This is a genomic window from Streptomyces hainanensis (assembly GCF_004348415.1).
Lineage (GTDB): Bacteria > Actinomycetota > Actinomycetes > Streptomycetales > Streptomycetaceae > Streptomyces > Streptomyces hainanensis.
This window is the reverse complement of sequence record NZ_SMKI01000197.1, coordinates 1-13394: the sequence shown is the minus strand read 5'-3', so window position 1 is coordinate 13394 and position 13394 is coordinate 1. Positions and strand designations below refer to the sequence as shown.

The following is a 13394-nucleotide window of genomic DNA, read 5'->3' as shown; positions in this document are numbered from 1 at the left end:
GACCGGCGGCGTCGACCTCACCCTCACCGCCGCCACCAACGGCTCCGCCACCCTCTCCCCGGCCGGCGACCGACTGGTCGCCGAGGTGCAGAACGTCCTGTGGTCGATCCCCCGGGCCGGCGGCCGGGCCGTCGCCCTCACCCCGGCCGACCTCGAACCCAACCGCCCGCAGTTCTCCCCCGACGGCCGGCGGATCGCCGTCTGCGCCTACCGCGACGGCGGATTCCACATCTGGACCCTGAACCCCGACGGTTCGGACCCCCGGCAGCTCACCGAGGGCCCCTGGGACGACCGCGCCCCCGCCTGGTCGCCCGACGGCACCCGGATCGCCTTCGCCTCGGAACGCGGCGGCGACCCGGTGGCCGGCAGCCCGTACCGGGTCTGGGTCCTGGACGTGCGCTCCGGCGACCTGCGGCGCCTCACGGGCCTGCCGGGCCAGGAGGGCCCCGGCCAGGAGGGCACCTGGGAGGACTTCGACCCCACCTGGTCGCCGGACGGCGGCCGGGTGTTCTTCGTCCGCGCCGGCACCACCCCGGCGGGCACCATCCAGGCCCGGAGCATCGCCTCGGTGCCCGCCGACGGGTCGGGACCTGTCCTGCTGGAACACACCGACGACGGGCCGGCCCAGGCCCAGGTCATGACCCCCGCGCTCTCCCCCGACGGGCGCCTCGCCTATCTGCGCACCACCCCGGCGCCCGCCGCCTCCTGCGTCCTCGTCGTCGACGGCGGGACCGTCGCGACCGACGCCGAGGTGCTCCCCGTCCCGGTGCGCTGGACCTCCCGGGACACCCTGCTGGTCAACGCCGGCGGCCGGTTCCAACTCGTCGACCCGGCCGCGACCAGGGCGGCCGAGACCATCGCCTTCACCGCCACGCTCCCCGTCGGACAACCCCGATACCGCGTCAGGTCGTACGACTTCGACGGCACCGGCGACCGCGCGGCGCGCGGCCTGCACCAGCCGGCACTCTCCCCCGACGGCCGGCGGGTGGCCTTCGCCGCGCTCAACTCCCTCTGGACGGTGCCGGTCACCGGCGGCACGCCGCGCCGCGTCGTCCGGGCCGACCCCACCCGCTACCTGCTGGCCCCCGCCTGGACCCCGGACGGCCGCGGCCTGCTCTACGTCGACGACCGCGACGGGCTGCTCGCCGTCCGCCGACGCGACCTCGACTCCGGCGCCGACACGGTCCTGGCCGACGGCGGCCGGGTCTTCCCCGCGCTCTCCCCGGACGGCGACCGGCTCGCCTGCCTCGACATGGCCGGCAACCTCGTCGTGCGCCGGCTCGCCGACGGCACGGAACGGGTGCTCGCCGCGCCGCTCGGCGGCGGCGGACTCCCGGGCCCGCCGAGCTGGTCGCCCGACGGCCGCCGCCTCGTGCTCTGCGACCGCAACCGCCTCAACGGCCGCTTCCGTGAGGGGTACAACCTGATCCGCGTCGTGGACGCCGAGACCGGCGCGGCCGCCCTCCACGCGTTCCGCCCGCACACCTCGCTCTCCGACCGCTACGCCTCCGGGCCCGTCTGGTCCCCGGACGGCCGCCACCTCGCGGTGGTCGTCGAGTCCGCGCTCTGGCTCCTGCCGGTCCGGCCGGACGGCACCCCCGAAGGGACGCCCCGCCGACTGACCCCGGCGGACGAGCCCGCCGACCACCCCTCCTGGTCCGGCGACTCCAGGACCCTGCTCTACCTCGCCGCCGGCCGGCTGCGCACCGTCGACGCCGACGGCGGCGCCCCCCGCACCGTCGACGTGCGGCTGACCTACCGCCGCCCCCGGGCCAGGGACGTGGTGGTGCACGCCGGTCGGCTCTGGGACGGCACCGGCGACCACGTCAGGGACGACGTCGACGTGGTGGTCAGGGCGGGCCGGATCACCGCCGTCGAACCCCACCGCCCGGGCCGGCCCGCGGCCCGGCGCCACGACGCGTCCGACCGGACCGTGCTCCCGGGTCTGTGGGACGCCCACATCCACCCCTGGCAGAGCACCTACGGCGGCCGGCAGACCGCGCTCCAACTCGCCTACGGCATCACCACCACCGTCTCGCTCGGCGGCTTCGCCTACGAGCAGGCGCGGATCCGGGAGGCGCTGGCCGCCGGCGAGTTGACCGGCCCCCGGCTGCTGGCCACCGGTGAACTCCTGGACGGCTCCCGGGTCGCCTACAGCATGGGCAGGGCCCACGCCACCCGGGACGGGCTGCGCCGCTCCCTGGCCAGGGCCGGGGCCCTCGACTGGGACTTCGTGAAGACCTATGTCCGCGCCCCCGGTTGGCTGATGGCCGAGGCCGCGGAGTTCGCCCACGAGCGGCTCGGCGTCCGCGCCGGCAGCCACCTCTGCTCGCCCGGCGTGCAGCTCGGCCAGGACCTGACCACCCACCTCCAGGCGACCCAGCGCCTGGAGCACGGCCACGCCACCTCGGCCGGCGGCCACGCCTACCAGGACGTCACCGAGATCTACACGGCCACCGACTTCCGGCTGGTGGCCACCCCCTTCACCGCCCTGCCACTGCTCGGCGAGGAGCCGGGGCTGGCGGACGACCCGCGGGTCACCACGCTGATGCCGCCCTGGGACACCGGGGCGGTGCGGGCCCGGGCGGCCCAACCGCCCAGCCGGGACGAGCTGTCCACGCTGGAGCGGGAGACCGACGTCTACCGGGCGGTGCTGGCCGGCGGCGGGGTGGTCGCGCTCGGCACCGACCAGCCGCTGGTGCCCGTCGGCCTCCATCTCCACCTGGCGCTGCGCGCGCTGCACCGGGCCGGCCTCGGCGTGGCCGAGACGCTGCGCACCGCGACCGTGCTGCCGGCGCGGGCCTTCGGCGCCGAGGACGATCTCGGCACCGTGACCGAGGGCAGGCTGGCCGACCTGACGGTGGTGGACGGCGACCCGTTCACCGACTTCTCGTCGCTGGTCCGCACCGTCGCCGTGCTGCGGGGCGGGGAGCCCGTCGAACAGGCGGCGCTCGTCGCGGCGTTCGCGGGCGCCCCGGGGCCGCGCGCGGGCGGCCGCACCGCCGAGGAGTGGCGGGAGGTGGGCAGGCTGCTGCGACGGGAGGGCTGCTGCGACGGCGGTTGGTGAGTCGCCGTCCCGGCCGGAGCGTGGCCGCTGCCGGTTCCGGCGGCGGCCACGCTCCGGCGGCTCAGGTGGCCGTGCAGGAGCCGCCGTTGAGGGCGAAGCCGGTGGGCGCCGCCGCGTTGCCGGTGTGGGTCGCCTGGAAGCCGATGCCGACGCTGGCTCCCGGCGCGATGGTGCCGTTGTAGGGCGCGTTGACGGCCGTGACCGCGCCGGACGTGGGGCTGTAGGTGGCGTTCCAGCCCGAGGTGATGGTCTGGCCGGCGGGCAGGGTGAAGCGCAGGGACCAGCCGTTGACGGCGGTGGTGCCGGTGTTGGTGACGGTGAGGGTGGCGGTCAGGCCGGTGTTCCAGCCGTTGACGGCGGCCGTGACCCGGCAGGTGCCGGTGCCCGGGTCGGGATCCGGCCCGGGCCCGGGGCCGGGTTCGCCGAGCGCGGCGGTCAGCGCCGGGTACCAGCGGCTCTCCAGCTTCTGGATGCCGGTGGTCTCGTTGGGGTGCACGCCGTCGGTGGTGTCCGTCGCGGTACTGAACCCCGTCCACTGGTCGACCACGGTGACCGGGGAACGGTCGGTGCCGTTCGCGGCGGCCCAGCCGGGGATGGCGGCGTTGAGCGCGACCGCCCCCTGGGCGCAGTCGGCGCAGCCGCTGGGGTTCATCGGCGGAATCTGCGCGACGATCAGCCTGACGTCCGGGTTGTCGGCCCGCATCTGGCCGAGCAGCCGGGTGTAGGCGTCCAGGATGGTGGCGGGGGGCAGGTGGCTCCACACGTCGTTGGTGCCGAGCATCATCATCACGACGTCCGGGCTGGTGGCGGACAGCCAGCCGGGGAGCTGGTTGTCGTTGGCGATGCCGGTGGCCAGGAACCCGCCGTGGCCCTCGTTGTCGACGTCGAAGGTGCCCTGGCAGTAGGGGTTCTGCTGGGTGCCGACGAAGTCGACGTCGGTGTAACCGGTGGCCTGGAGGTGCTGCCACAGCAGCGCGCGCCAGCAGCCGTTGTTGCCGGTGATGGAGTCCCCGAGCAGCATGACCCGGGTGGGGGTGGCAGCCGCGGCGGACTGCGTCGTGAGACCGGCGCCGGTCGCGACCAGCAGGGCGAACAGCAGCGCCAGGAGCCGGTGGAACCGGCGTCGTCGGGAGGGAGGCATCGACGCTCCTCGGGAGTCGTGAGTGGACGGCCGTCGGGTGGCGGGCCGGTCGCGGGCACGCGAGGCCGGCCCCCAGACCTTGGGAGCGCTCCCAGACGGACTATCGATCCGCCGGACCGGACCGTCAATCCCCGCCGTCGACCCCTACCTCCCGGCCGCTTCGAGGATGCGCTCGACCACCAGGGCCTGTCGGTCGGTCGGCAGGGCGTGGCCCGCGCCTGGCACGATCTCCACCGTGGCGGCGGGCATGAGTGCGCCGATGCGATCGGCGGCCCGCCTGGAGTCGTGCAGGGCGCTGCGTTCCCCCAACAGGAAGAGCGAGGGGACCCGCACGCGCCGCATTTCCTCGTCGGTGAGGACGTGGGCCAAGGGGAGGGCGCGGCGAAAACCAACGCCCGCGCGGATCATGCGCATCAACTCGCGCTCCAGGATGGCGCTGTTGCCGATCAGGCGGGCCAGGCGAGGCCTGAGCGGGAGCGGCGCGATGCCGGCCAGGCCACTGGCCATCACCCACGCGAAGAACCGCGGGCCGGGCGTGGCCAGGCCCCCGGGCTCCACGAGGGTGAGGCCGGCGATCCGGCCAGGGTGGTGAACCTGGTGGTGGAGTGACAGCCAGCCGCCGCACGAGCAACCGACGGCATGTCCGCCGGTCACGTCGAGGGCGGCCAGGAGTTCGCCCAGCCAGGCCGCGCCGTCTCGGCCGTCGGCGATGGGGGCGGTCTGCACGCTCGCGCCCGGCTCGCCCACCGTGTCCACGGCGATGACGGGTCGCTGCCGACTCAGCGCGTCGATGTAGCCGTGCCACATCAGGGAGTTGCCGCCGCCGCCCGACAGCAGCACGATCGGCCCGCCGTCCTGCGGGCCGGTGGCGTCCGACGGGCCGGTTCGGTAGGCCCGGGTCGTCCCGAAGGAGGTCGGAACATCGAGCGTCTCCCGTGACCCGGGCGGCCACAGCGTCTCCAGGGCCTGCTGGTAGGCGGCGCTGAACCGGTCTCTTATCTTGTCGTTCCTGAATTCGCTCACTGCCATGATACAGATGTATCATATACATCTGTATCACGAAAGAGGGGGTCGCGACATGCCGGCGCGGGTCGATCACGAGGAACGCAGGAGGCAGATCGCCGAGGCGCTGCTGCGCATCGCCGACGCACAGGGGCTGCAGTCCGCCAGCATGCGGGCGGTCGCCACCGAGGCCGGCGTCTCCCTGCGGCTGGTGCAGTACTACTTCACTACCAAGGAAGAGCTGCTGCTCGACGCGCTGGCCAGACTCGGCGGTCAACTCGAGTCCCGGATGAAGCGGTGGATCCGCGCCGCTGGCTCCCCACCCACCCCCCGAAGCATCGTGACCGCGTTGCTGTCGTGCATGGTGCCGACTGATCAGGAGAGCCGCCGGATCGTCAGGACGTACTCCGCGTACTATGCCCTGGTGCTCGACGCCCCCGAGGTGTTGGAGAAGCACGGCACGACCCCGCCCATCCTGCTCGAGGCCTTCGTCGCCGAACGGATCCGCACCGCCCAGCAGGCCGGGGAGGCCGACGCCGCCAGGGATCCGGAGATCGCCGCCGCCGGGCTGCTGGCCATGGTCAACGGCCTGGGCTCCAGCGTGTTGGGCGGCCAGCGCGACGGCGACTCCGCGCTGGCGATCCTCACCCACCACCTGGACGAGCTCTTCAACCCGCGCTGAGGGGCGGTACCGAAGCCGCGCCTGCGCCGTCGCCGGACGACGCCGGCCGGTCGGCGGCGTCGTGGCCCGGGGTCGGCGTGCGCGGCATCGTCGCTCCGGCCGCGACCTCCACCGTCTGGAGCGCGACGGCGGCGGCCGGGTGCCCGGGCGGCAGGACGTCGGTGGCACCCAGCGCGGCGTGCGTGCCGGTCGGCCGGTGGACACCGCCGAGGTGGCCGCCACCGCGGCGAGCGCCAGAGCCCGCCGAGCAGGGTCAACAGGTGCCAGCAGCGCCGCCGGAGTCCGCGTCCCCCAGGGCCGCACCAGGGCCGAGGGGAGGACGATCCCGCGGCGGGTAGGGCGTCATCGCCGGCGCCGCGCCGTATCCGCCGATCCGGCCGGCCCGTTCCCACCACGTCATGTCCCGCTCCCCGCGTCCCTCGCCGCTCCCCCGCGCGGGGGAGGCGGATCGTCACCGGGCAGGAGGCGTGCGGGGCGCGCCAACCGGCAGCCTGGGGACATGATCACGAGATCGCGGGCCGCCCACCGTCCCGCTCGGCGCTCGGCGCTCGGCGCCGTGGCCGTCGCCGCCTGTCTGCCGTACCTCGTCGACCGCCCGTGGCTGGCGCCGCCGGTGGGGCTGGCCGTGCTCGGCGCGTTGGTCGTCCTCGGGGCCGGGGTCGGCGCCCTGCTGGCCCGGTTGGCGCCGGCGCTGCTCGGGCCCACCCCGGCGGACCGGCTGGCCGCGGCGGAGCGTCGGGCCGCCGACCTGGCCGTCCGCAACCGGTTGGCGCGCGGCGAGTCGCTGCTCTTCCCGGCCGCGGTGCGGGAGTTGGCCAGGCGCCACGCCCCGGTGCCTCGGGCCGACGCGCCGCGCGGGCGGCTGAGCGAGCGGGAGGAGCAGGTGCTGCGGCTGCTGGCGGAGGGGCTGACGAGCGCGGAGATCGCGGACCGGCTCGCGGTGGGCGCGCAGACGGTCAAGACACACGTGGCGGCGGTACTGGCCAAGCTCGGGGCGCGCGACCGCACCCAGGCGGTGATCGCGGCGTACGAGCGGGGGTTCGTGGTCCCGGGCCGGGGCGCGTGAGGCGGCGTTCGGCGGGGCGCGCCGGGTGGGGTCAGAGCACGACGTCGGGCAGCCAGTCGACCGTCAGGATGCGGGCGACCTGGTCGCGTCGCGACTCGATCATGTACTCGACGACGCCGTACACCTCGTCGGCGTCCTCGACGGTGGCCCGGCGCAGCGTGTCGGCCCACGGGTAGGCGAGGGGCCAACCCGCCTGGTCGGCCTGCCACTCCAGGGTGCGGATCAGGGTGCGGAGCGCGTCCCAGGGGGCGCCCTGGTGTTTGGCGAGCTGTTCTTCGAGGTCGGGGTCGCCGTAGACGTCCCAGCGGGTCACGCAGCGTCTCCGACGCGGCGCCAGGGGCCCTCGCCGAACGCCGCCCGGGCGTACTGCTCGGCGCGGTCGGCGCGTTGGGAGAGCCGGCCGCACGACCACCAGCGGCGCAGCACGCGGCGGCGGGCCTCGGCGTCGGGTGCCCGGTCGATCTCGTGCCGGGCGCGGTCGCGGTCGCCGAGGTCCTGCATGGCGACGATCTCCTCGGCGGACGGCATCTCGGCGGCGGGGCTCGCACTCATCTGGGCCTCCTCGTGCTGCTCACCCCGCAGCGTAGCGGTTCCTGGGGCGCGTCTACCCCGGTGCGCCGGGGTTCAGTCGGCGGCCGGGTCGAGATGGCGGACGTCGCCGAGGGCGGTGAGCCGGCGGCTGCGGTGGAAGTCGTCCTCGTGCAGGGTGGTGATGCTGCCGGAACGCGCCTGGAAGATGACGTGGTCGAGGGCGTCGAGCGGCATCCCGATCCAGGACGCGACGACGAAGGTCAGGGCGAAGCCGTGGGTGACGACGACCTGGTGTTCGGCGGGGTGTCGCAGGATCTCGTCCATGGCCGCGTAGACGCGCCGGGCGACCGCCGCGTTGGGCTCGGCGCCCGGCACGCCCTCGTCGTACGTCATGCGGTCGCCGACGGCCGGTGGCGGGACGAACCGCTGGTCGAGCCAGGCCTGCGGCCTGCCCTCCGCCTCCCCGAACGACTTCTCCCGAAGTCCCGGGTGCGGGACGGGTTTCCGGCCGAGGGCCTGGCCGACGGCGTCGGCGGTCTCACGGGTGCGGCGCAGGTCCGAGGTGAAGACCTGCGCCTCGGCGCCGCCGGGGATCCGCGCCCGCAGTTCACGGGCGATCGCGCCGGCGGCCCGGAGCCCCTCGGGGGTGAGCCGTGAGTCGTGCCAGCCGCCGACGACTCGCTCGACGTGGTGCGTCGCCTCGGGGTGGGTGACGACGTGGATCGTGCGCATGGGGGGGCGGCCCTTCCGTGGGTGGCTGGGTGGCTTCGGCGGCTCAGTGGTCCGGGAAGGCGGCGCGGAGGCGGGCGGCCAGGGTGGCGGCCTCGCCTTCGGTGCGGGGGAGCACGCCGTTCTCGGTCATCAGGGCGTGGAACTGCTGCTCCCGGTAGGGGGTTCCGGCGGGCAGGCCGGCGACGTGCCAGTGGACGTGGGCGTTGCCCTGCTGGCTGCCGAGTGACAGCAGGTAGGTCCGCTCGGGTCCCAGCACCGTCTCGACCGCCAGGGCGGCCCGGCGGACGAACGACATCAGCCGCAGGTAGGCGGGCCCGTCCAGGTCGCGGACCACGTGCTCCACGTGGGCCTTCGGCGCCACCAGCACCTTCCCCGGCACCGTGGGCCAGCGGTCGAGGAAGGCGACGTGTTCGTCGTCCTGGTGGACCGTGGCGTGCGCGTACGCCGGATCGCCCGCCACGAAGGCGCACACGAAGCACGGGCCGCCGCGCGCCCTGGCCTCGTACGCCTCGGCGTCCATGGACCGCCGGGCTTCCGACATGCCGTCTCCCTCCACCGACGCGGCGCGGTCAGCGCTGCCTGAAGACCAGGAGCAGCGCCGGCCGGGCGTCGTGCGGGTCGGACGTCACCGACTCCATCCGGTCCAGTTGCCACCCGGCCAGCTCCACGCCCTCGATCACGTCCGACAGCCCGTCGTCGGGTCCGGGCCCCGACGTGGCCAGCGTGACGACCGTCGAGAACACCCAGTGCCCCGCGGCCTTGCGTGCCTCCGCCGCCGCGACGAACTCCCGTGCCGCCTCCCGCCACATGCCCGGCTCCTCCCGCTCGGCGATCCGCCAGCGTATCCGGGGCCGGTGCGGCTCCCGGGAGGCGGGTACGGTCCGCGCGGGTCAGAGCCAGCCGGGCAGCACGAAGATCCCGACCGCCAGCACGGGGGCGACCACGATCATGCTCATGCCCCAGGTCATCAGCCCCCTGAAGGTCCGGTCCCTGGCCTCCTGCGGGGCGCTGGCGACGACGAGCGCGCCGCTGGTCGAGAACGGGGAGGAGTCGACCACGGACGAGGAGACGGCGAGCGCGATGATCAGGCCGACCGCGCCGACCTGCCCGGTCTGGAGGAACGGCACCGCGAGCGGGATCAGCGCGCCGAGGATGCCGGTGGTCGAGGCGAAGGCGGAGACGCCGCCGCCGATGAGGCAGATGACGAGGGCGGCAAGCAGCGGGATCCCGATGCCGGCGACGCCGTCGCCGAGGTACGTGATGGTGCCGACGCTCTCCATCAGCCCCACGTAGGTCACCACGCCGCAGACGAGCAGCACGGTGGGCCACGCGACGTCGGCGACGCACCGCGTGGTGGCGTCCGGCCAGGCCAGGATCAGCACCGTGGCGATGCTCAGGGCCAGCAGGCCCACGTTGAACTCCAGTGCCAGCGCGCCGACGGCGAGCAGTGCCATGCCGGCGAGCGTGGCGATGCGCCGCGCGTTCAGGGTGGTGGCCTCGACGGCCGACGCCGTGCCGGTGCGGGTCGCGGTGGCGGTGGCGGTGCCGCCCGTATCGGCCGGCGGGTCGCCGGCCGACGACCCGGGCTCGGGCTCGGGCTCGGTGGCGACGCGTCGCCGCAGCAGCTGCCGCCCGCCGAAGAGGAAGAAGGCCACGACGCTGAGCGCCGTGTTGAAGAGCAGGGAGCCGACCCACAGCAGCACCGGGCTGCCGGCCAGGTCGCTGCGGTCGACGACGCCGTTGGTGACGCTGCCGTAGATGCTGATCGGCGAGAAGCCGCCCGCGCTGGCGCCGTTGATGATGAGCAGGCCCATGAGCATCGGGTTGATCCGGTAGCGGGTCGCGAAGTTCAGCCCGACGGGGGCCATCATCGCGACCGCGCCCGGCACCACGGCGCCCACCATGGTGAGCAGGGCCGTGACGACGAACATCACCCAGGGGATCAGGGCTATCCGCCCGCGCACGGCGCGCACGGCGGCGCGGATCAGCCAGTCGACGGTGCCGTTGGAGCTGGCGATGGCGAAGAGCAGGGTCACGCCGACGAGGACGACGAAGAGGTCGCCGGGGAAGGCGGCGAAGACGTCCTCCTCCGAGCGGTCGAGGACGAACGTGCCGAGCAGGAAGGCGCCGAGGAAGGCGACCGCCCCCATGTTCACGGAGCGCACGGTCGCGAGAAGGAAGATGAGGACGAGGCCGAGGATGGACGTGAGTTCGATGGACATCAACGCTCCTTGACGAGAGCTCTCGCGGTCCGCGTTCCGCTACGCGTCGAGGCCGGCCAGCGCCTCGCGCACCAACTCGACCGGGTGCCAGGCGGTGCGGCCGGCGCCGTGGAAGATCTGCTGCCGGCACGACACGCCCGTCGCGGCCACCACGGTGTCGTCGGGCTCGGCGGCCAGCGCCGGGAACAGCCGGTCCCCGCCGATGGTGAGGGAGGTCCGGTAGTGCTCGGACTCGAAGCCGAACGAGCCGGCCATCCCGCAGCAGCCGGCGTCGGTCTCGACGACCCGGGCGCCGGGGATCCGGCGCAGCAGGGCCATGGTGGCGGCGGTGCCGACCTCGGCCTTCTGGTGGCAGTGGCCGTGGAAGAGGATGCGTCGCCCGGCGAGCCAGGAGTCGTCGCGCAGGGTGAGCCGCCCGGCGTCGATCGCCTCGACGAGCAGTTCCTCGACCTGCCTGACCCGCTCGGCGACGGCGCGGGTCGCCGTGGAGTCGGGGAGCAGCGCGGCGTGTTCGTCGCGGAGCATGAACAGGCAGGAGGGCTCGCAGCCGACGATGGGCGAGTCGGGCGCGGTGTCCCGGTCGAGGGAGGTGACGAGCGCCGACGCCTTCTTCTTCGCGTCGGCGAGCATCCCCTTGGACATGCTGGAGCGGCCGCAGCAGCCGCCGCCGGCGAGTTCCACCGCCCAGCCGGCGCGTTCGAGGAGTGCGACGGCCGCCCTGCCGATGCCGGGCTCGGTGTAGGTGGTGAACGAGTCGGCGAGCCAGGTGACCGTGCCGAGCGACGCGGTGGTCTCCGGGGCGGCCGGTCGGTGGCGGCGGAACCACCGTACGAGGCTGACGCGTTGGAAGGTGGGCAGCGGCCGGGCGGCGGTGATGCCGAGGAAGCGGTCGAGGAGCCGCCGCAGCAGGGGGACGCGGCCGGGCAGATTGGAGAGCGGCGCGGTGGCGGAGCCGAGCCGGTTGAGGGCGCGGATCGCGGCGAACACCCGGGAGCGGAGCGGGGTGCCGTGGATCTCGTGGTGGTGCGCCAGCGCCTCGGCCTTCAGCGAGGCCATGTCGACGCTCATCGGGCACTCGCTCCTGCACGCCTTGCACATCAGGCAGAGGTCGAGGATCCCGTGCAGCCGCTCGTCGCCGAGTGCCGCGTGCGGGTCGGGTTCCGAGAGCGCCTTCACCAGCGCGTTGGCCCGGCCCCTGGTGGAGTCCTCCTCGTTCCTGGTGGCGATGTAGGAGGGGCACATCACGCCGGCCGTCGCCTTCCGGCAGGCGCCGATGTTCATGCAGCGGTCGGCGGCCCCGCGCATGCCGCCGACCACCTCGAAGTCCAGCGTGGTGCGGAGCGGTGGGGCGGGCGGCAGGGCGTCGCGGTCGCGCAGGTTCTCGGTCATGGGCGGCGCGTCGACGATCTTGCCCGGGTTCATGACGTGGTGCGGGTCGAAGAGGTGCTTGACCCGGCGCATGGCCTCGTACAGCTCGTCGCCGAAGATCTCCCGGTTGAACTCGCTGCGGGCCAGGCCGTCGCCGTGTTCGCTGGAGTTGACGCCGCCGTACTCGGCGACCAGGTCCTTGACGGCCTCGGCGACGGCGCGCATCGTCGCGACCTCCTCCGGCCTGGTGAGGTCGACGAAGGGGCGGATGTGCAGGCAGCCGACCGAGCAGTGACCGTAGAACCCCGCCACCAGCCCGTGGTCGTCGAGGATCCCCTTGAACCGCGCGGTGTACTCGGCCAGTCGGGCCGGGGGGACGGCCGTGTCCTCGACGAAGGCCAGCGGGCGGCGGGTGCCCTCGCCGGCGGCCATCAGCAGGCCGAGGCTGGACTTGCGGACCTTCAGCAGCGCCTCCTGCTCGGCGGGGGTCACCGCGCGCAGCGTGTGGTAGCCGTGTCCGTTCCGCCGCCACAGCGCGTCGAGCGCGTCCAGCCTGGTGGTCAGCGCGGCCTCGTCGTCGCCGGTGAAGGAGACGAAGAGCAGCGCCCCGGGGTCTCCGACGAGGATGTCGCCGAGCCCGGCGAACTCACGTTTCCGCCGGGACAGTTCGAGGATGGTGCGGTCCATCAGCTCGACCTGGTGGGGCTCCTGGCTCAGCGCGTCGGTGGTGGCGGCGACGGCGGCGGGGGCGTCGGCGAAGTGGCCGACGGCGTAGACGGTGCGGGCGGGCCTCGGCACCAGGTCGACCAGGGCGTGGGTGGCGATCACCAGCGTGCCCTCCGCGCCGACCACGAACCTGGCCAGGTCGAACGGTTTCCCGGGCCCGAAGCCCAGCAGCCGGTCGAGCCGGTAGCCGCAGGCGCGCCGCCAGAACGGCGGCATGCGGGACTCGATGATCCCCTCGTTGGCGCGGACGAGTTCGGCGAGCTCCCGGTGGATGCGGCCCTCCAGCGTCGGCGCCGCCGCGCGGCGGGCCCGCTCGGCCTCGTCGACGGGTTCGAACCTGGCGCGCGAGCCGTCGGAGAGCACCACGTCGAGGGCGCGCACATGGTCGATCGTCATGCCGTGGGTGAGGGAGCCGCTGCCCGCCGAGTTGTTGCCGATCATCCCGCCGATGGTGGCCCGGTTGCTGGTGGAGGTGTCCGGGCCGAACACCAACCCGTGGGCGGCCGCGGCCCGGTTGAGCTGGTCCTGCACGACGCCGACCTCGACCAGGGCGGTGCGCGCCACCGGGTCGATCTCCAGGATCCGGTTCAGGTGCCGGGACAGGTCGAGCACCAGGCCGGGGCCGACGGTCTGGCCGGCCAGGCTGGTTCCGGCGCCGCGGGGCACGATCGGCACGCCGAGTTCGGCGGCGGCCCGCACCGCGGCGGCGACGTCGTCGGCGTGGCGCGGGAACGCCACCCCGAGCGGGGTGATCGCGTACATGCTGGCGTCGCGGGAGAAGAGGTGTCGGCTGTAGTCGTCGAAGGCGACCTCGCCGTCGAGTGTGGCGCGCAGCGCCCGTTCGAGGCGGGGGCCGG

Annotated in this window: 12 protein-coding genes; 3 read left to right on the top strand and 9 right to left on the bottom strand. The window is 74.5% G+C overall.

The features are described from left to right. On the top strand, positions 1-3067 hold a 3067-nt coding region (locus E1283_RS19015), incomplete at its 5' end, for an amidohydrolase family protein (protein WP_132819282.1). A 61-nt stretch (positions 3068-3128) separates the two neighbouring features. On the opposite strand, the gene E1283_RS19010 is transcribed toward E1283_RS19015, so the two are convergent. Both E1283_RS19010 and E1283_RS19005 read right to left on the bottom strand, forming a co-directional pair. Then, entirely contained in the window at positions 3129-4208 is a 1080-nt protein-coding gene (locus E1283_RS19010) for a cellulose binding domain-containing protein (RefSeq protein WP_132819281.1), read from the bottom strand. Between the two features lie 144 nt (positions 4209-4352). Further along, the gene (locus tag E1283_RS19005; RefSeq protein ID WP_132819280.1) at positions 4353-5237 is read right to left on the bottom strand and encodes an alpha/beta fold hydrolase; all 885 of its coding nucleotides are present in this window, start codon (positions 5235-5237) and stop codon (positions 4353-4355) included. A gap of 49 nt (positions 5238-5286) precedes the next feature. Here E1283_RS19005 and E1283_RS19000 point away from each other — a divergent pair, with 49 nt between their 5' ends. Beyond that, the gene (locus E1283_RS19000; RefSeq protein ID WP_132819279.1) at positions 5287-5892 is read left to right on the top strand and encodes a TetR/AcrR family transcriptional regulator; all 606 of its coding nucleotides are present in this window, start codon (positions 5287-5289) and stop codon (positions 5890-5892) included. Between the two features lie 499 nt (positions 5893-6391). After that, positions 6392-6958, top strand: a complete 567-nt coding sequence (locus E1283_RS18995) for a helix-turn-helix transcriptional regulator (RefSeq protein ID WP_132819278.1) — start codon at positions 6392-6394, stop codon at positions 6956-6958. 31 nt (positions 6959-6989) lie between these two features. Here E1283_RS18995 and E1283_RS18990 read toward each other — a convergent pair whose 3' ends face one another. The 7 genes from E1283_RS18990 to E1283_RS18960 all read right to left on the bottom strand — a co-directional run. Next, positions 6990-7271: a hypothetical protein gene (locus tag E1283_RS18990; RefSeq protein ID WP_132819277.1), complete on the bottom strand. Its 282-nt coding sequence runs from the start codon at positions 7269-7271 to the stop codon at positions 6990-6992. Further along, complete coding sequence (locus E1283_RS18985; RefSeq protein WP_132819276.1) at positions 7268-7510, bottom strand: hypothetical protein; 243 nt, start codon at positions 7508-7510, stop codon at positions 7268-7270. The genes E1283_RS18990 and E1283_RS18985 overlap by 4 nt, the downstream gene beginning before the upstream one ends. 72 nt (positions 7511-7582) lie before the next feature. Then, on the bottom strand, positions 7583-8221 hold the full coding sequence (locus E1283_RS18980; RefSeq protein ID WP_132819275.1) for a histidine phosphatase family protein: 639 nt from the start codon (positions 8219-8221) through the stop codon (positions 7583-7585). Positions 8222-8264: 43 nt separating this feature from the next. Beyond that, the gene (locus E1283_RS18975) at positions 8265-8762 is read right to left on the bottom strand and encodes an HIT family protein (protein ID WP_243744944.1); all 498 of its coding nucleotides are present in this window, start codon (positions 8760-8762) and stop codon (positions 8265-8267) included. A 28-nt stretch (positions 8763-8790) separates the two neighbouring features. Next, entirely contained in the window at positions 8791-9030 is a 240-nt protein-coding gene (locus E1283_RS18970) for a hypothetical protein (RefSeq protein WP_132819274.1), read from the bottom strand. An 81-nt stretch (positions 9031-9111) separates the two neighbouring features. Further along, a complete protein-coding gene (locus tag E1283_RS18965) occupies positions 9112-10443 on the bottom strand; it encodes an SLC13 family permease (protein ID WP_132819273.1) in 1332 nt (443 codons plus the stop codon). A gap of 39 nt (positions 10444-10482) precedes the next feature. Next, on the bottom strand, positions 10483-13394 hold a 2912-nt coding region (locus E1283_RS18960; RefSeq protein WP_207930453.1), incomplete at its 5' end, for an FAD-binding and (Fe-S)-binding domain-containing protein.